The organism is Caballeronia sp. ATUFL_F2_KS9A (genome assembly GCF_023630765.1).
Lineage (GTDB): Bacteria > Pseudomonadota > Gammaproteobacteria > Burkholderiales > Burkholderiaceae > Caballeronia > Caballeronia zhejiangensis.
Window position 1 is genome coordinate 133,438 of sequence record NZ_JALQEK010000002.1, and the last position, 17,285, is coordinate 150,722.

At 65.3% G+C, this 17,285-nt stretch carries 18 protein-coding genes and 2 pseudogenes; 1 reads left to right on the plus strand and 19 read right to left on the minus strand.

What is annotated here, in order from left to right; all coding sequences use genetic code 11:
* Positions 1-3: 3 nt before the first annotated feature.
* The 19 genes and pseudogenes from NCS67_RS02860 to NCS67_RS02940 form a co-directional block, all read right to left on the minus strand.
* Complete coding sequence (locus NCS67_RS02860) at positions 4-471, minus strand: type II secretion system protein (RefSeq protein ID WP_008351029.1); 468 nt, start codon at positions 469-471, stop codon at positions 4-6.
* A gap of 22 nt (positions 472-493) precedes the next feature.
* Positions 494-2,500 carry a secretin GspD/PilQ domain-containing protein gene (locus NCS67_RS02865; protein WP_250434087.1) on the minus strand — a complete coding sequence of 669 codons (2,007 nt, stop codon included), beginning with the start codon at positions 2,498-2,500 and terminating at the stop codon, positions 494-496.
* Positions 2,497-3,057 (minus strand): hypothetical protein, encoded by a 561-nt coding sequence (locus tag NCS67_RS02870; protein WP_250434089.1) that lies wholly within the window; start codon positions 3,055-3,057, stop codon positions 2,497-2,499. Before NCS67_RS02870 ends, NCS67_RS02865 begins: the two co-directional genes overlap by 4 nt.
* Complete coding sequence (locus tag NCS67_RS02875; RefSeq protein ID WP_175981731.1) at positions 3,054-3,578, minus strand: hypothetical protein; 525 nt, start codon at positions 3,576-3,578, stop codon at positions 3,054-3,056. Before NCS67_RS02875 ends, NCS67_RS02870 begins: the two co-directional genes overlap by 4 nt.
* Complete coding sequence (locus NCS67_RS02880) at positions 3,575-4,276, minus strand: hypothetical protein (RefSeq protein WP_250434091.1); 702 nt, start codon at positions 4,274-4,276, stop codon at positions 3,575-3,577. The genes NCS67_RS02875 and NCS67_RS02880 overlap by 4 nt, the downstream gene beginning before the upstream one ends.
* Positions 4,273-5,115: a hypothetical protein gene (locus NCS67_RS02885; protein ID WP_250434093.1), complete on the minus strand. Its 843-nt coding sequence runs from the start codon at positions 5,113-5,115 to the stop codon at positions 4,273-4,275. Before NCS67_RS02885 ends, NCS67_RS02880 begins: the two co-directional genes overlap by 4 nt.
* A 12-nt stretch (positions 5,116-5,127) precedes the next feature.
* Positions 5,128-6,771, minus strand: coding sequence for a GspE/PulE family protein (locus tag NCS67_RS02890; protein ID WP_008351022.1), 1,644 nt, complete (start codon positions 6,769-6,771; stop codon positions 5,128-5,130).
* A gap of 3 nt (positions 6,772-6,774) precedes the next feature.
* Positions 6,775-7,959 carry a type II secretion system F family protein gene (locus tag NCS67_RS02895; protein WP_034474466.1) on the minus strand — a complete coding sequence of 395 codons (1,185 nt, stop codon included), beginning with the start codon at positions 7,957-7,959 and terminating at the stop codon, positions 6,775-6,777.
* A 17-nt stretch (positions 7,960-7,976) separates the two neighbouring features.
* A complete protein-coding gene (gspG, locus tag NCS67_RS02900) occupies positions 7,977-8,447 on the minus strand; it encodes a type II secretion system major pseudopilin GspG (protein ID WP_008351020.1) in 471 nt (156 codons plus the stop codon).
* Between the two features lie 78 nt (positions 8,448-8,525).
* The gene (locus NCS67_RS02905; protein WP_081851932.1) at positions 8,526-9,923 is read right to left on the minus strand and encodes a glycoside hydrolase family 18 protein; all 1,398 of its coding nucleotides are present in this window, start codon (positions 9,921-9,923) and stop codon (positions 8,526-8,528) included.
* A 216-nt stretch (positions 9,924-10,139) separates the two neighbouring features.
* A pseudogene (locus tag NCS67_RS31985) lies at positions 10,140-10,241 on the minus strand (carbohydrate-binding protein); the annotation flags it as partial.
* A gap of 13 nt (positions 10,242-10,254) precedes the next feature.
* Positions 10,255-10,479, minus strand: coding sequence for a hypothetical protein (locus NCS67_RS02910; RefSeq protein WP_250434105.1), 225 nt, complete (start codon positions 10,477-10,479; stop codon positions 10,255-10,257).
* Positions 10,480-10,505: 26 nt separating this feature from the next.
* Positions 10,506-10,664: pseudogene (locus tag NCS67_RS31990) on the minus strand (carbohydrate-binding protein); the annotation flags it as partial.
* A 391-nt stretch (positions 10,665-11,055) separates the two neighbouring features.
* Complete coding sequence (locus tag NCS67_RS02915; RefSeq protein WP_152563197.1) at positions 11,056-11,463, minus strand: hypothetical protein; 408 nt, start codon at positions 11,461-11,463, stop codon at positions 11,056-11,058.
* A gap of 68 nt (positions 11,464-11,531) precedes the next feature.
* Positions 11,532-12,047 carry a Csu type fimbrial protein gene (locus NCS67_RS02920; protein ID WP_008351013.1) on the minus strand — a complete coding sequence of 172 codons (516 nt, stop codon included), beginning with the start codon at positions 12,045-12,047 and terminating at the stop codon, positions 11,532-11,534.
* Between the two features lie 231 nt (positions 12,048-12,278).
* On the minus strand, positions 12,279-12,884 hold the full coding sequence (gene gstA, locus NCS67_RS02925; protein WP_008351011.1) for a glutathione transferase GstA: 606 nt from the start codon (positions 12,882-12,884) through the stop codon (positions 12,279-12,281).
* Between the two features lie 106 nt (positions 12,885-12,990).
* Positions 12,991-13,920 carry a bestrophin family protein gene (locus NCS67_RS02930; RefSeq protein WP_008351010.1) on the minus strand — a complete coding sequence of 310 codons (930 nt, stop codon included), beginning with the start codon at positions 13,918-13,920 and terminating at the stop codon, positions 12,991-12,993.
* 143 nt (positions 13,921-14,063) lie between these two features.
* Positions 14,064-15,467 carry an argininosuccinate lyase gene (argH, locus tag NCS67_RS02935; RefSeq protein WP_008351007.1) on the minus strand — a complete coding sequence of 468 codons (1,404 nt, stop codon included), beginning with the start codon at positions 15,465-15,467 and terminating at the stop codon, positions 14,064-14,066.
* 55 nt (positions 15,468-15,522) lie between these two features.
* Positions 15,523-16,329 carry a helix-turn-helix transcriptional regulator gene (locus tag NCS67_RS02940; protein WP_175981740.1) on the minus strand — a complete coding sequence of 269 codons (807 nt, stop codon included), beginning with the start codon at positions 16,327-16,329 and terminating at the stop codon, positions 15,523-15,525.
* Positions 16,330-16,432: 103 nt separating this feature from the next.
* On the opposite strand from NCS67_RS02940, the gene NCS67_RS02945 reads away from it, so the two are divergent.
* Positions 16,433-17,197, plus strand: coding sequence for a class I SAM-dependent methyltransferase (locus NCS67_RS02945; protein ID WP_250434107.1), 765 nt, complete (start codon positions 16,433-16,435; stop codon positions 17,195-17,197).
* Positions 17,198-17,285 lie beyond the last annotated feature (88 nt).

Sequence of the window (17,285 nt, forward strand, 5' to 3'; positions counted from 1 at the left end):
CTCTCACCACTTTCGATAGGGAACGCCGTTGAGACCGGTGCCTTCGGAGAGCGAATAGACGTCGTAGACGTCGTCGCCTTCGCTCGGCGAATCGGGCGGGCTCGCGTAGCTGCGCTTGCCCCAGGTCGCGTCGTCGGAGCGGCTCGGGCAGTCGCACATCGGGTCGCGCGGCACGCGGCGCAGAAAGTAGATGCGCGCGTGCGTCGGACTCGTCTTGTCGACGACGCCTTCGACGAGCGTTGCAAGCTTCGCCGGATAGCCCGTCTCGCCGACGGGACGGTCGATCTTGCCGTCGTCGCCGGCTTTCTTGTAGGCGTCGATCGCGTCGCGGATGCTCCACAGCGCGCGCCTGAACTCGTCCTCCCGGTTGCGCTGCGCGGCGATCTGCACGAGGGGCGCGGCGACCATCGCGAGCGCGGCGAGGATCGCGAGCGTGACCAGCAGTTCGATGATCGTGAAGCCCTTTTCCATCGTCGTCGGCCGGCTGCGCGGTTCAGGGCTGCTCGCGCGGCAGCCGCTGCGCTTCGCCGGTTGACTGAAGCGTCGGCGCGGGCGGCGGCAGGATCGCGATGGGCGGCGCGCTCGGCGGCTCGTTCGGCACGGATGGAGCCGATGGAGCCGATGGAGCCGACGGAGCGGGCGGCGCGGGCGGCGCGGGCAGCGGGGCTGCGGCGACCGCACCGGCCGCGACCGCCGGCGCGGCGGCGACCGGCGGCGGCAGACGCAAGCTCTCGTTGCCGGTCACGACATCGCGCTCGGTGCTGATGCGCGTTTCCGTGCCCGAATCGAACTGCATCGCGTTGCCGGTCGGCACGGCCTGATTGCGCACGATGCGCGGCGTGAGCAGCAAGACGAGTTCGGTTTCCTTCGAGTCGTCGGCGCGCGAGCCGAAGATGCGGTCGAAAATCGGCAGGCGGCTCAGTCCCGGCAAGCCCGATCCCGAGCTGCGATCGTTGCGCTGGAGCAGGCCCGCGAGCATCTGCGTTTCGTTGTTGCGCACGCTCATCACGGTTTCGGCGGTGCGGGTGCCGATCTGGTACGCGACGAGCCCGGTCGACGTCGTGATCGTGTCGGTGACATTCGACACTTCCATGCGCAGCTTCACCTGCACTTCGTCGGGACTGGCGATCACCGGCGCGACTTCCAGCGTGAGGCCGACGTCCTGATAGTTGACGCTCTCGGAGCTGAAGTTGCTGGAGAGCGTCGTCGTGACGACGGGCAGCCGGTCGCCGATCAGCACCTTCGCCTTCTCGCGATTGCGCACGCGGATGCTCGGATTGGCGAGCGTGCGCGTCTTGCCGTGCGTCTGCAAAAAGTTGATGCCGACCGGCCCGATCCGCACCAGCACGTCGCTGCTGTTGAGGTTATGCAGTTGTTCGAGCGTGACGGTGTTGTCGGGCAGCGTGGTGCCGTCGTCGATCGTGCCGGACTTGAGCCCGAACGTGATGCGGTCCGGATACTGGATACCCATGTTCAGCAGATCGGACGACGACACTTCGAGCACCTGCGCGTCGATGACCACTTCGGCGGGCGTCACGTCGAGCGCGCGGATGATGCGCTCCGCCACTTTGATCGTGTCCGGCGCGTCGCGCATGATGATCGCGTTGGTGCGCTCGTCGAGCACGGCGTCGCGCGTCTTGACCATCTGCTTGAGCACGCCGAGCACCTGCGCCGCCGTCGAGTTCTGCAGATAGAACGTCCGCACGACGAGATCCTTGTACTCGGTTTCCTTGTCGGGCCGCTTCGGGTAGATGAGGATCGAATTGCCGCTCACGATCTTGCTCGAAAGCTGATTGGCCTGGAGCACCATCGACAGCACCTGCTTGACGGGCGTGTTGCTCGCGAAGATCGTGGTCGGCGCGGTCGCTTGCACTTCGCGGTCGAACGTGAAGTTCAGCCCGGTGATGTTCGACACCAGCTCGAAGATGCTGATGATCGGCTGATCGCGGAACTGCACCGTGATCGGTTGATCGAGGTCCTTGTTGAGCTTCGGCTCGATCGATTGGCCCTTCGGCGCGAGCAGTTCTTCGCGCAGCCGGATCGCGCGCGCGTTGTCGGGCTGCTTCGCGAGCACGTCGATAACGGCCGAGAGCGCCGCCTGCGGCTGATCCAGACGCACCGATTCGGCGTAGCGCACTTCCGCGTCGATCGGCGCCTGTCGCTCGATCCACTCGATCATCTCGCGCGGGTTGTCGTCGCCGGGCGCGGCCTGCTGCGCCTTGTGCGCCCAGCCGAGCGCCTGCGCCGCGTCGCCCGCGCGGTACGCGACGGTCGCGCGTTGCAGGTATTCCATCGACAGCCTGCGCCGCAACGCGAGATACCAGCTTCTGATTTCCAGATCGTCGGGATACTGCGCGCTTTGCTGCGCGAGCAGTTCGAGCTGGGCGTCGGGCGGCATGCCCGCGAGCCGGTTTTGCAGATCCTGCCGATGCAGATCCCCCGCGCATGCCGCGATGAGCGGAATCAACAGGCAGACCGTCACGTCTTTGAGCCGGCTCATTTGAGTTCTCCAAGCGACAGCGTCTGCCGGCGCTTCAGCGGCAGGTACGTGAACTGGACTTCGCGGCGGCTGATGTCGTCGATGCGATAAGCGTTCAGCATCACGTCGCCCTTGTGCAGGAAGCCCTTCTTCTGGCAGTTCATGCAGAGCGGGAACTCGCGGTTCGCGCCGGAAATGACCACATAGAAAACGCCTTGCTGATCGAGCCAGAGCGAGCGAACCGCGAACGGCAGCGGCGGCGGCTCGGGCGGCGGCGGCTTCGACGGCTTGGGCGGTTCGGGCGGCGGAGGCGGCGGCGGTGGCTGCCAGTTCTGCGTCGGAAAGAGATCGATGGGCGCGGGTCCGGCCGCCGCGACGATATCGGCTGCGCTCGCCGCCGGCGGCGCGGAAGCGGGCGCGGCGGGCTTCGCCGTCGATGTCGCCGCTGACTGTTGCGGTTCGGGCGCCGTATCGTCGCCGCCGCGAAAATACGTGAATACGACGAGCGCGAGCGCCGCCACCATCAGCCCCAGCACCGGACGCGAGATCTTCAGGGTGCGCAGGTCGAGCCGGCTCATTTCGTTGCTTCCACGAGAAACGCGCATTGCAGGCGCACCTCCAGTTGCGTCACGCCGATATTCGGCCGCGACAGGCTGAGCCGTTCGCAGCGCAGGCCCGGCAGCGTCCGCAGTTCGTGCATGAAGCCGCGGAACTGCAGATAAGTGGCGCTGAACGTCGTCTCGACGACATAGCGCCGCAGCGACGGATCGTCCTTCTCCTGCGCGGCGAGCTGATACGTGATCTGCGGAATCGCGATGCCGTTCTTCGCCGCGATCGCATGCAGACTGTGCAGGAACACGAAATAACGCTCCTCGGGGCTGACCGGCGCGACGGCTTCGTCGGGCGAGGGTGGCGGCGGTTGCGTCAGATGGACGGCGCGCGCGTTCAGATCGGCCTCACGCTGCGCGATGTCGCGATGCAAGGGCAGGATGTCGGTCAGCGCGACGATCGCCGCGCCCGCGATGAGCAGTACCGCGAGCAGCCCGAAGGTGCCGAGCCGCCACTGCGCGCGCCGCAGTTCCCAGACGAGGCGGTTCATCGGCGCGCTCCGCTCGGATGGGCGGCGTGGCTCGCCTGGGGCCGCGCTTGCGATGCGGCCGGAGCGGCGGAAGCCGGCGATGCCGCCGATGCCGCCGATGCCGCCGAAGCCGCCGAAGCCGCCGTCGATGCCGCCGATGCCGAAGCAGCGGCCGCAACCGCCGAAGCCGCCACCGGGCGCGCGACGAACGCCTTCCACGTGACCTGCAACGACGTCTCCACCGATGGCGCCGGCGGTCCCGGCTTCTGAATCTGCCGCTTGATCGCGACGCTTTCCGCGCCGGGCTGCGCCTGAAGCCAGTCGGCGTAAGAGATCGCTTCCTGGACCGAGCGCGTCTCGAACTGCATGTTGATCTGCCGCGACGCGGTGACGAAATCCAGCGACAGCAGCGCGATATTCGGATGCCATCCGCCTTCGATCAGATCGCGCGCCGGTTCCGTCGCGTAGCGCTGCTGCGCCATCAACTGCGCCATGCGCGCGTCGCCGGACTCGCGATGTGCGTTGCTGATCACATGAAACTTCGCTTCCTGCTTCGCGATCGTCGCCTCGCGTTCGTCGAGCGCCTCGCCTTGTTCCTTGAGCGCGTCGCGATACTGCATCGCCGCGATCAGCGCGACGATCCCGACGACGAGCGCGAGCAGCCCCACGGCCGCGCCGGGCCGGTTCGGACGATGCAGGTCGATGACGGGCGCTTTCATGTCGCGGCATCCCAGGGCGCGGGCAGCCATTCGACGAGCGCGGCGTCGGCCGACCAGCGCTCGCGCGCGTCCGGTCCGCCCGGTCCGCCCGGTCCAATCACGTAGCGGCGTTCGGGCGGTGTATCGGCGCAGAGCGCGAACGCGTCGCGCAGCACGCCATCGAGCGCGCCCTCGCGCGTGCGCGTCACCGGCAATGCGATGAAGGCCGTCCATCCGCCGCCGCGCCGCAGCCCGATATGCGCGATGGCCGCGTCACGCTCCGTTTCCTCCAGCGCGACGATCGCGATCGCGCCGTCGCGGATGCGCGCCGCATGCTTCTGCATCGCGAAGGTATACGCCGGCTCGATGCCGAGCAGTTGCAGCTTGCGCGTCTTGCACAGACGCTCGATGCCCGCGCACAGCGCCTCCGATATGGCGGCGGCGAGGCGTCCCTGTTCCCACGCGCCATCGGTGACGGCGTAGCGCCACGCCTCGGTGCCCGCGCCCATCTGCACGGCCTGCACGCGTGCGGCGGCGACCCAGTCCTGCGGCTTCGGCAGCGGCTGCCACGGCAGCGCGTGATAGCGCGCGAACGGTGCGCCGACCACCACGCGCAGCCCATGCAGACCGAGGTTCGCGGGCTTCGGCGCGAGCGTTTCGATGGCCTTGAGCGCCGCGGCGACATCGTTCGCCGATGACAGCGGCATCGGCGCGCCGCCGAACGTGCGGGCGTGCCGTCCGTCGATCCAGATCGTCGTGCGGCTCATGAATGCGGGCGTTTCGATCGACGGCGCATTCAGCTTCGGCCGCTTCTTCGCGACGCTGCGCAACGCTTCGAGATGGTCCGACCAACGCGACATGATTCGCCTCCGTCAGCCTTCGACCATCGTGACGCGATTGACTTCGGCGAGCGTCGTGCGTCCGTCGGCGACCGCGCGCAACGCGATGCCGCGCAGCGGCACGAAGCCGCTCTGATACGCGAGTTGCTTCAGCTCGACGATCGGCCGCCGCTCGACGAAGCATTGCTTGATCGCATCGTTCAGGCGCAGCACTTCCGCGATCGGCTGACGTCCGAGATAGCCCGTGCGCCTGCACGCCTCGCAGCCCGCGCCTTTGCGGAAACGCCAGCCGGCGATCTCTTCGCGCGTGAGCGCCGAAGCGCGCAGCAGCGCGTCGTCGGGCGGATCGTCGTCGCGCACGCAATGCGGGCAGTTCTTGCGCATCAGCCGTTGCGCGACCGCGCCGAGCAGCGCGTCGACGAAACTGTGCATGTCGACGCCCATGTGCAGGAAGCGGTCGAGCACGGAGAAGACGTTGTTCGCGTGGACGGACGTCAGCACGAGGTGGCCGGTCAGCGCTGCCTGCACGGCGATGCCCGCCGTTTCGCCATCGCGGATTTCGCCGACGAGAATCTTGTCCGGATCGTGCCGCAGGATCGAGCGCAGGCCGCGCGCGAACGTGAGCCCTTTCTTGTCGTTGATGGGAATTTGCAGCACGCCCGGCAACTCGTATTCCACCGGATCTTCGATCGTGATGATCTTCTCGTCGCCGGTATTGATTTCGGTGAGCGTCGCGTAGAGCGTCGTCGACTTGCCCGAGCCGGTCGGCCCGGTCACGAGCAGGAGACCGTACGGCTCGTGCGCGATCGTGCGGATCGCCTCGACGATCTCCGGCTCGTGGCCGATCGAATCGAGCCGCAGCGCGGTGGCGCCGGCCTCGCCGCGTTGCTTGTCGAGCACGCGCAGCACGGCGTCTTCGCCGTGGATCGACGGCATGATCGAGACGCGAAAATCGATCTCGCGCTGATTGATGATCGCCTTGAAGCGCCCGTCCTGCGGAATGCGCCGCTCGCCGATATCGAGATCGGCCATGACCTTCAGGCGCGACAGCACTTGCTCGGCCGTGTCGATGCCCGGCGCGCTCGCCGTTTCCTGCAGCACGCCGTCGATGCGGTATTTGATGACGAGTCCCGCCGCCGTGCTTTCGATATGGATATCCGATGCGCGGGCCCGCAGCGCGTCGTACAGCGACGAATTGACGAGCCGGATCACGGGATGCACGTCGGCGGCGAGCGTGGCGAGCGTGATCTCGACGCCCGCATCGGCGCTCGCCGACGACTTGCCCTCGACGCTGATCTGCGTGAGCGCCTGATGCGCCGATTCATGCAGCGCGAGGTACGCCATCAGTTCGGCGGGCACGCAGAACGCGAACGCGAAGGGCTTCTTCACGCGGTTCATCGCCCAGGCGCGCATGTTGGCGTCGAAAGGGTCGGCGAGCACGAGCCACAAGTGCGCGCCGGGGTCGTCGGCGAGCAGGCACTTGCGCGACATCGCGTCGCCGAAAGAGAGCAGGTCGAAGCGCGGCGTGAGCGTTTCGAGCGCTTGCGCGTCGAAGCCGCGCAGGCCGAGCGTCGCCGTCACGTTATGCAGATAGTCGGCGGGATCGTGATCGGCATCGTCCCAGAATCGCTGCTGGCGCGTGCGCGTATCGGGCGCGATGTGCGCGGCTTGTTCCATGATTCACCCCACGGCTCCGGCCAGTTGGAAGATCGGCATGTAGAGCAGGAAGATGATCGTCCCGATGATGCTGCCCACCACCAGCATCAGGACGGGCTCGACCACGCGCATCAGCGTGTCGATCGCGCGGTCCAGCTCTTCGTCGCAAAACTCGGCCGAGCGCGTCACCATGCCGGCCAGCTCGCCGCTTTGCTCGCCCACGCGGATGAGCCGTTCGGCCACCGGCGTCGTCAGATTCGCGGCGGGCAGCGCGCCGGAGAGCGGCTTGCCCGCGCGAATTTCGTCGAGCGCCTGCGCGAGCGCCGTCTGCAATTGCGCGGGCAAGACCTGCGCGGCGAGTTCCATCGACGTAACCATCGACATGCCGCCCGCGAGCAAGAGGCCGAGCGTGCGGTAGAAGCGCGTCAGCGCGAAGAGGCGCTGATAGTCCGCGAGCTTCGGCAGCCGCATGAACGCTTCGAAGAGCCGCGCGCGCACCTTCTCGCTGCGCAACGACAAGCCCGCGCCGACGATCGCGCCGACGACGCCCGCGAGCAGCAGCCCGCCGTGCGCCTCGACGAGATTTCCCCACGCGAGCATCACGCGCGCGGAGAACGGAATCTCCTTCATCGACGCGAACACCTGGCTGAACTTCGGGATCACGTAGAACGCGAGAAACAGGACGATGAGCGCGCCCGTCGCGATGACGATCGACGGATACACCATCGACGACACGACTTTCTTGCGCACCACGGAGAGCCGCGCGTCGTAGTGGTGATAGCGCTTGAGCGCCTCGGCGAGATGGCCGGTCTGTTCGGCGGAGGCCACGGTCGCGACGTAGAGCGGCGGAAAATGCGCGGGCTGCCGCTCGAGCGCGCGCGACAGCGGCTCGCCTTCGTAGAGCGCGGAGACGATCTGCGCGAGCACTGTGCGATTGAGCCCGTCGCGGCTCTTGTCGCGCAATGTCTCGACGGTCTCGACGAGGCTCAGGCCCGCTTCGAGCAGCGCGATCAGCTCTTGCGTGAAGAGCGCGCGCTCGAACACGGGCTTGCGGAACGTGAAGCCCGCCTTGCGCTTTTCGAGCGGCGTCGCTTCGATGAGCGACAGACCCATGTCGGCGACGCTCTGGCGCAACTGGGCGTCATCGGCGGCGTCGAGTTCCAGCTCCTGCTGGCCGCCGTCGCTTTCGACCCGTACGCGATATCGCATGGCGCTCACCGCGCGGATCATTTGGCGACGATGTCCGCGTCCTCGCCCGATCCGCCCGGCTTGCCGTCGGCGCCGTAGGTCATCAGGTCGTAGTCCTTGCCGCCTTCGCCCGGCGATCGATAGATATACGGCTTGCCCCACGGATCGTTCGGAATCGCGCTGCTCATGTACGGACCTTCCCAGCCCGACGTGTTGCCGACGTTGGTCATCAGCGCGGCGAGGCCGGCGTCGGTGCCCGGATAGTGCCCGGTGTCCAGCCGATAACGGTCGAGCGCGCTTTCGATGCCCTTCATCTGCGATGCCGCCGTCTTGCTGCGCGCCTTGCCCACTTCGCCGAAGAGCTTCGGTCCGACATAGCCCGCCAATAGCGCGATGATGAGCAGCACCACCAGCAGTTCGAGCAAGGTGAAGCCGCGCCGGCGCAAGCCGATGCCGGTCTGCGTCAGCTTTCCCCTCAGTGCGGCAGCCTTCGTCAAATGGTTATACATGGCAGCCCCCGGCAGGTTCGGATCTCGGCGCCGCGCGCGTCTGCCCGGTCGGGCGATACGCGCGCGGCCCGTCGAGCATCACTTCAGTCCGTCGCTCATCACTTTCAGCAACTCGGCGTTGGGTCCGTCGCCGTCGAGTTCCCAGGCGAACGAGCCGCGCAGGTTCTGCGCCTTCACGTAGTCCATCTTGAGTTTCATGGTTCCGGGCGTGTCGTAGGACCACCAGGTGGTGCCGTCGAACTTGTACGCGGTTTTCGCGACCGGATGCTCGTACACCGTGCCGGCCGCGCTCTTCAGGAGGCGGTAGTCCTGGATGCCTTCCTCGTACTTGCCCGGCGCGGGCTTGGTGGCTTTCTGATACAGGCCGTCGCCTTGCGGACCCTTGGTGACGCCGGTCCAGCCGCGTCCGTAGAACGGCACGCCGACCACGATCTTCGATGTCGGCACGCCGCCTGCGAGCAGCGCCTTCACCGCTCCGTCGACGTTATAGGTCGGCGCATACTGGCCCGCCTTGTAGTTCGGGCTGTCGGGGTCGCCGTAGAGCGGCGCCTGGAAGTCGGTCGGCCCGTTGGTTTCCCATCCGCCGTGGAAGTCGTACGACATGATGTTGATCCAGTCGAGCGACTTGCTGTATTCGCCCGGCTCGGTCATCGCGATCTTGTCGCCGCCCGCGCCGATCGCGACCGTCAGCAGATAGCGCTTGCCGTTCTGGGCGCCGATGGCGTCGAGTTGCTTGCGGAACTCGGCGAGCAGCAGCGTGTAGTTCTTCTTGTCGTTCGGATCGACGGCGTTGTATGGCTGGCCGCCGCCGCCGGGGAATTCCCAGTCGATGTCGATGCCGTCGAACACGTCCGCGCCGATGCCGTCTCCGCCCGCGTTCGAGCCGGCGTCATAGGGCAGATTGCCCTTGATGTAGACGTCGATGCACGAGCTCACGAGCTGCTTGCGCAGCGCGTCGGTTGCCGCCGCTTTGCCGAACCATCGCGACCAGGTCCAGCCGCCGAGCGAAATGATCACCTTCAGGTTCGGATGCTTGGCCTTCAACTGCTTGAGCTGATTGAAGTTCCCTTTCAGCGGGCCGGCTCCGGCTTTGCCGTAGCGCGGATCGTTCGTCGGGAAGTCCCAGGTGTCGCCCTTGCCGCTGACGGCTTCGTTGGCGCCGAAGTTCTTTTGATAGTCGGCCCAGGCGTCGCCGCCGGTGCCTGCGTCCGCGGCGTTCGGATTGGTCGCGCCCGGCTCGGCCTTGTTGATGATGCCGCACTCGTAGCCGCCGTTCTTCTGGTAGAGGTTGCCGAACGCGTAGTTGATGAACGTGAGCATCGAGGCAGAGCCGGTCGTGTCGACGTCCTTGAGCTTGTAGTTGCGGTCGTAGATGCCCCACTGCGCGAAGTAGCCGCCGATTTCACGCGCCCCTGAGGGGGAGGGTGCGGGTGTGGGTGTGGGTGTCGGCGTCGGTGTTGGGGCCGGCGTTGGCACCGGCGTTGGCGTTGGCGTCGGTGTTGGAACCGGCGTGGGCGTCGGCGTTGGTGTTGGAACCGGCGTCGGCGTCGGCGTCGGCGTGGGCGTCGGCGCGGGCGTCGGCGTGGGCGTCGGAACGGGTGTTGGCGTCGGTGTCGGAACCGGCGTCGGCGCAGGAGCAGGAGCAGGCGACGGCCCGCCCGAGCACGCGCCGAGATCTTCCCATACGCCGTATTGCCCGGATTGCGCCGGATTTTCGCCCTGCGTCCACCACTTGTTTCGATAATTGCGGCCGTTGTACGTCACGCGCGTGCCCGCCGTCGCATAAGCCTGCGTCGACGACCACGCGTCATAACACGCGGAGCCCGACGGTGTCGGCGTGGGCGTCGGAGTCGGAGTCGGAGTCGGAGTCGGCGTTGGCGTTGGCGTTGGCGTGGGTGTTGGAGTCGGTGTTGGAGTCGGCGTTGGAGTCGGTGTCGGCGTGGGACTCGGGGTTGGAGTCGGTGTCGGCGTCGGCGTGCCGCCCGTTGCGCCGAGATCCTTCCACAACGTCGGCGTGGTGGAAGGCGTCCATCCCGCGCCGGGGTAGGCGGTATGCGATTGCAGCGCCTGATACGTGTGGCCGTTGTAAGTGACGGTGGCGCCTGCCGAATATGTGGTCCCTTCCTGCCACTCGGCGCCATTGGCGCTGACTGAATAGGCAACCAGCAATGCCAGCGTCAATGCGCTAATTTTGGAATGCTTAACAAGGCGATTCATGAGAATGGCCTCCTTTGTTTCGATTATGGTTGGTTTCGATTCTCTACATTGTCAAGCTGTTTGCCTCAAACGCCGCGCATTTCAAGCGCCTATACGCGGATATATTGATAATCCAAGCTTCTCCACTAAGCAAGTTGGAAATTGATGATTAGTTTTCCTTCTGGTTTTCTTATAGGCGTGCTTTTTACGCGACGCAAAGAATACTGCTTCGAAATATGGCACCGTCGATTTGAATATGCACGTCGTGAGTTCGACATCGGGCCGTTATTTTCAATCGGCATTCCGGCGATATGGATCGTTGATGCATGCAGCGATGCGAATATGAAACGCGCCGCGGGTCCGTATGCGGGATCGCTTTAATCGCCTGCCGGTATATCGGCGTATCGGTGCGTCAGAACTGAACCGTGACGGCAACGATCGGTGGATAGTTTTCGCTGCCGGACACACTGGTCGATGCCGCCGCGCCCTTGACGTGAGATGCGTGCTCGATCGATTGCAACGATAGCGCCTCACCCGAAGCCGATCTCGCTTCGACGCCGACGCGATACGGCGTTTTAGTCCCGCCGCAATTCACCGCGACGCGGCTTGCCTGATCGATTTCGACAGGTGCGCCGGGCGTGACGATCGAGCAGGCATTTTCGATTGTCAGCGCGATGTCCATTTTGGCCGTGCCGCTTTTCGCGAAACCTTCGGGAGACACAGCAAGCGTTTCCGCCGCAATCAAGGCGGCGAATGCGGCATGGTAGAGCGAGTGACTTTTCATGAATGGACCCGAGGGGATATTGATTTTTCGCGCCATGCAACAGTGCATATGCGCGGGTGCTTTCTAAAAAGCCCCGCGCCTTTGAAAAAAGGAAACCGAAATGCTTAGAAAACCAGCGTCGCGGTGATGGTCGACGAATACGTGCCCGCAGCCGGCGTGTCTTGCGACGGCACGCGGCCATAAACCGTGATGCTCTGGCTCGAGCCGTCGCCCGTGCCTGCGACCGTGTCGCTGTCCACCGTATTGCCCCAGACCTGCGTGCGCGCCGTATCCCGATACAGATTGAATTCGACCGATGCATCGCCGGCCGCGTTGCTCATCTTGCGGTCCGCGACAGTGGAGCCGTTCGCGGTGCCCGCGTCGAGCGCGACGCTGTAGGCCGTGCCCTTGGTGCATGTGACCGAGAGCGTCGTCGTCTGATCGAGGTTGTTGCTGATCACGCCGGTGCTGCCGAAATTCAGCGGGTTCGCGGCGATGGAGCAGTCGTCCTGCACGGTCAGCGTGACATCGAAGGTCGCGCTCTTGCTGGCGGCCATTGCATTGGGCGAAGCGACGACGCCGAGCGTGGCGGCGCCGGCAACGATGGCGATGACGGCGGCTTTGCTGAACAGATTGCGCATGAGAATCTCCGGTATCAGATTGACGACGCCGATTGCGTTTGGCGTCGCGAGAACATGAGCAAATGATAGGGAGCGCGCGTCTAAGACTGAATGAGACGACTCTTATTTGAGATGGTGAAACGAGCGGTTTCGCCGGATGGCATTGTGCTGACGCGTTTATCGAGATGCCGACGCTACATGTGAAAACGGCCTCCCGAAGGAGGCCGCCTGGCTACCGGAGACGACGTGGATTCAGATCAGTCCTTCGGCCTTGAGCGCGGCCTGCACGCCCGGGCGCGCGCCGACACGCGCCTGATACGCGACGAGCGCGGGCCACTTGCCGAGGTCGAGATCGATATGCTTCGCCCAGCTCAAAACCGTGAACAGATACGCATCGCCGATGCTGAATTCGTTGCCGAGCAGGAACTGCTTGTCATCGACTTGCTGCGCGACGTAGGCGAGACGGCGTTCGAGATTGGCCATCGCCGCGGCCTTCCAGTCGCTGCTTGCGGCCGGGTTGAAGAACGGCGAGAAGTTCTTGTGCAGTTCCGTGCCGATGAACGTGAGCCAGCTTTGCAGACGGTACCGCGCCATCGCATCGTTGAGCGGCGCGAGATGCTTCGCCGGAACCTGATCGGCGATGTATTGCATGATCGCCGGGCCTTCGGTCAGCAGTTCCCCGTTGTCGAGCAGGAGCGCGGGCACGTAACCCTTCGCGTTGATCTTGGTGAAATCCGCGCCGCTCGCGGTGAGCTTGGTCTTGAGATCGACGGCTTCGGTTTCGTAGGCGAGCCCGGATTCTTCGAGCGCGATGTGCGACGCGAGGGAACAGGCGCCTGCCTTGTAGAACAGTTTCAAAACAATTCCTCCAGGATGAGTCGCACGATTATGAACGATGTCGTGCTTGCGCAGCATCCGCTATCGCGAAACGAATTGTGTCGTTTGATGAAAGATCGAACCGCGATCAATCGAGGATGAAATCGCGCGAGGATGCGACGGTCTTCGGCGGCATCGGGAAGTCGGGGTCGGCGGCCATGTCGTGCAGCGCGGCTTCGATCGCGTCGCAGATGGCGTTCAACGCGAGATCGTTTTCCTCGAGGCCGAACGGATCTTCGATCTGCGCGGCGATCGCCTCCAGCGCCATGAACGCATACGCGACGAGCAACGCGAAAAGCGGCGTGAGCAGGCCGGCGCCATCGACGAGGCCGAACGGCAGCATCACGCAGAAGAGGTAGATCGTGCGGTGAATCATCACCGAGTAGGAGAAGGGCAGCGGCGTGGAGGCGATGCGCTCGCATCCGCCGATCACATCCGAAAGCGCGTTCAGATTGTGCTGAATCGCGAGGACGGCATAGCCGTCGAGCGCGTCTTCCCGCTTGCGTTCGGCGACCCATTCGCCGAGCCAGAGCAGAATCAGCGCGGGCCGGAACTTCGCGGCGGCCACGCGTGCGTGCAGTTCAGGCGAGAGGCGGGGCGCGAGATCGGCGAGCGCGTCGGTGTTGCGCAGTTGATGTCTCAACGCGTGAGGCAGCGCGCCGAGCGCGGACAGAAAACGTCGCTCCTCAGCGCGGTCGCGATTGTCCGGCAGCGACAGCGCCTGCTGCGCCAGCGCGCGCGATGTGTTGAGCAGCGTGCCCCACAGCTTGCGGCCTTCCCACCATCGCTCGTAACTCGCGCTATTGCGGAAACCGAGAAACACCGCGAGCGCGATGCCGACGAGCGCGAACGGCGGCGTGCCGAGCCCGAGCGGATAGTGCCGCATGTGGTCGTGCATGAAGATCGCCGCGAGCGACAGCGCGAAGATCAGCCCGAGGCGCGGCAGCAGTTGCGGCAGCACGGAGCCGCGCCACACGAACAGCAGCCGGAACCAGTTGAGCTTGGGGCGAATGATCATGGACGAGCTTGCCGGTGAAACCGCAATGAATTTCCGATTATCTCGAAAATAAGGTGCATCGCGCGCGAGACATGACGTCGCGTGCGGAAACGAAAAGGCCGTCCTTGCGAACGGCCTTCGAGATCAGCAACGCGACAATGCGATCAGAGCGCCGCGCGCGCCGCTTTCGCCGCCGCGCGCACCTGATCCGGCGCGGTGCCGCCCGGATGATTGCGGCTCGCGACCGAGCCTTCGAGCGTCAGATAGTCGAACACGTCTTCGCCGATCAGATGCGCGACGTTCGGCAGTTCGATACGCATCGCGTCGAGCGACAGGTCCGCGATATCGCAGCCGCGATCGTCGCAGATACGCACCGCGTGCGCGACGGCTTCGTGCGCGTCGCGAAACGGCAGGCCGCGCTTCACGAGATAGTCGGCGAGATCGGTGGCGGTCGAGAAGCCTTGCAGCGCGGCCGCGCGCATCGCCTGCGGCTTCACCGTGATGCCTGCGGCCATTTCCGCGAAGATGCGCAGCGTATCCGCGACCGTATCGACGGTATCGAACAGCGGCTCCTTGTCTTCCTGATTGTCCTTGTTGTACGCGAGCGGCTGGCCTTTCATCAGCGTGAGCAGCGCCATCAGATGGCCGTTCACGCGGCCCGTCTTGCCGCGCGCGAGTTCGGGCACGTCGGGATTCTTCTTCTGCGGCATGATCGACGAACCCGTGCAGAAACGGTCCGCCAGGTCGATGAAGCCGACGCGCGGGCTCATCCACAGCACGAGTTCTTCGGAGAAGCGCGACACGTGCGTCATGACGAGCGCGGCCGCCGCCGTGAATTCGATCGCGAAGTCGCGGTCGGACACGGCGTCGAGCGAATTCGCGCAGATGCCGTCGAAGCCGAGCGCCGCCGCGACCGCGTGACGGTCGATCGGATAGCTCGTGCCCGCGAGCGCCGCCGCGCCCAGCGGCAGACGGTTCACGCGACGGCGCAGATCGCGCATGCGCTCGGCATCGCGCGAGAACATTTCGACATAGGCCAAAAGGTGATGCCCGAACGTGACCGGCTGCGCGACCTGCAGGTGCGTGAAGCCCGGCATGATGGTGTCGGCATGCTTTTCGGCCATGTCGATGAGCGCGACGCGCAACTCCTTCAGCAGCTCGCCGATGCGGTCGATTTCGCCGCGCAGCCACAGGCGGATGTCGGTCGCGACCTGATCGTTGCGCGAGCGGCCGGTGTGCAGGCGCTTGCCCGCATCGCCGATCAGCGCCGTCAGGCGCGCCTCGATGTTCAGATGCACGTCTTCCAGATCCAGCTTCCACTCGAACTCGCCGCGCTCGATTTCGCCCTTGATCTGCGCCATGCCGCGCTCGATGGCGGCGAGGTCGTCGGCGCTGATGATCTTCTGCGCCGCAAGCATGGACGCGTGCGCGAGCGAGCCTTGAATGTCGACGAGCGCGAGCCGGTTGTCGAAGAACACCGACGACGTGTAGCGCTTGACGAGCTCCGACATCGGCTCGGAGAAGCGAGCCGACCAGGCTTCGCCTTTTTTGTGGAGTTGGGACGTCATGGTGATGTTTTCAGCGGTTCGGGCTTCGGGAAGTCGACAATTTTAACATTCGGCACTATTCCGATCCGACCAGAATCACGAGCTTCAAATCCTCGCGATGCGCGGGCTTGAACGTGATCTGATTGAACACGACGCGCCCGCGCGACGGATGATTGAACGCGCGCTCGCCGCCTTCGCGCTCGAACACGTCCTGCGACGCCCAGTAGCGCGCGAAGGCATCGCTCGCGGCGGAGAGATCGTCGATGAGCGCGCGCGTCGGCGCATCGTTCAGATGGCGGATCGAATCGGCGCGGAATTCGGCCGCGAGACGCCGCGCGCGCGTTTCCCAGTCGACGATCAGCGCGCGCGCCGCCGGCGACGTGAACGTGTACGTGAGCAGATTGCGGTCGTGCTCGCCGTCGAGCCAGCCGACGAACAGCGCCGACGCATGCTCGTTCCAGCGCAGCGCGTTCCACTGACGATCGAGCACGTAGGCGGGCGCGGCGATCAGCCCGACGGTCTGGAGCAGCGCGGCGGGCGCGTCCTGCGAAGCCGGATCGGGCTCGGCGGGATCGCGCTGGGCGGCGAGCTCGAAAAGATACGCACGTTCGGCGCGCGACAATTGCAGCGCGACGGCGATGCGCGCGAGGGCATCGGCGGAAGCGGACACGGGCCGGCCTTGCTCGATCCAGGTGTACCAGGTCGGGCTCACGCCGCACAGTTGCGCGACTTCTTCGCGGCGCAAGCCGGGCGTGCGGCGGCGCGGGCCGGGCGCGAGTCCGACCGCTTGCGGCGACAGCCTTTCGCGATGCGCGCGGATGAACTCGCCGAGCGCGTGCGCGGACGTTTCGGCGAGGGTTTCGTTCTTGTCGATGTGATTCATGCGTGGCAGGTGGTGTACATACCAGAATAACTGCACAACTTGTACTGGTACAAAGCGGGTTCTATTGTAGCGACACAAGACCACGACGAAACCGGAGCCCACGATGAAACACCACGATCAGGTCGCAGACGCATTCGGCAGCACCGCTGCCGCGTATCTCACGAGCGCCGTCCATGCGAGCGGCGCGGATCTGCAGAATCTCTCCGCGACGTTCGCGGCCACTTGCGGCAACGCGCGCGTGTTGGACATGGGATGCGGCGCGGGACACGCGAGCTTTGCGATCGCGCCGCACGTGCGCGAAGTGGTGGCGTACGACATCGCCCCGCAGATGCTCGCGACCGTGGAAGCCGCCGCGAAGGAACGCGGCCTGACGACGATTCGCACGCAGCAGGGCGCGGCCGAAACGCTGCCGTTCGCGGATGCGTCGTTCGACTGGGCCGTGAGCCGGATGAGCGCGCATCATTGGCGCGACGTTTCGTCAGCGCTTGCCGAAGTGCATCGCGTGTTGAAGCCTGGCGGGCGGCTGAAGTTCATCGATATCGCGGGCATCGACGATCCGCTCTACGACACGCACATTCAGGCGATCGAAATCCTGCGCGATGCGTCGCATATCCGTGACTATCGCGCCGACGAATGGATCGCGATGCTCGATGCCGCCGGTTTCGATGCGCAAATCGCCGAGCGCTGGCGCATCCCGCTGGAATTCGAGTCGTGGGTGACGCGGATGCGTACGCCGGCCGAGCGCGTGACGGCCATCAGATCGATGTGGGCGAGCGCGCCGGATGAGGTGCGGCAGTATTTCAACGTGGAGGATGATTGCTCGTTCGAGCTCGATGCGGTGATGGTGGAGGGGAAGCGGCGTGGTTGAAGATTGTTGGATGTCGCTCGATCCTCGGGTTCGTGTCGGTGACGGTTGTTGATTTCGCCGGATCCCGTTTTCTTAGTGGTCTATAAGC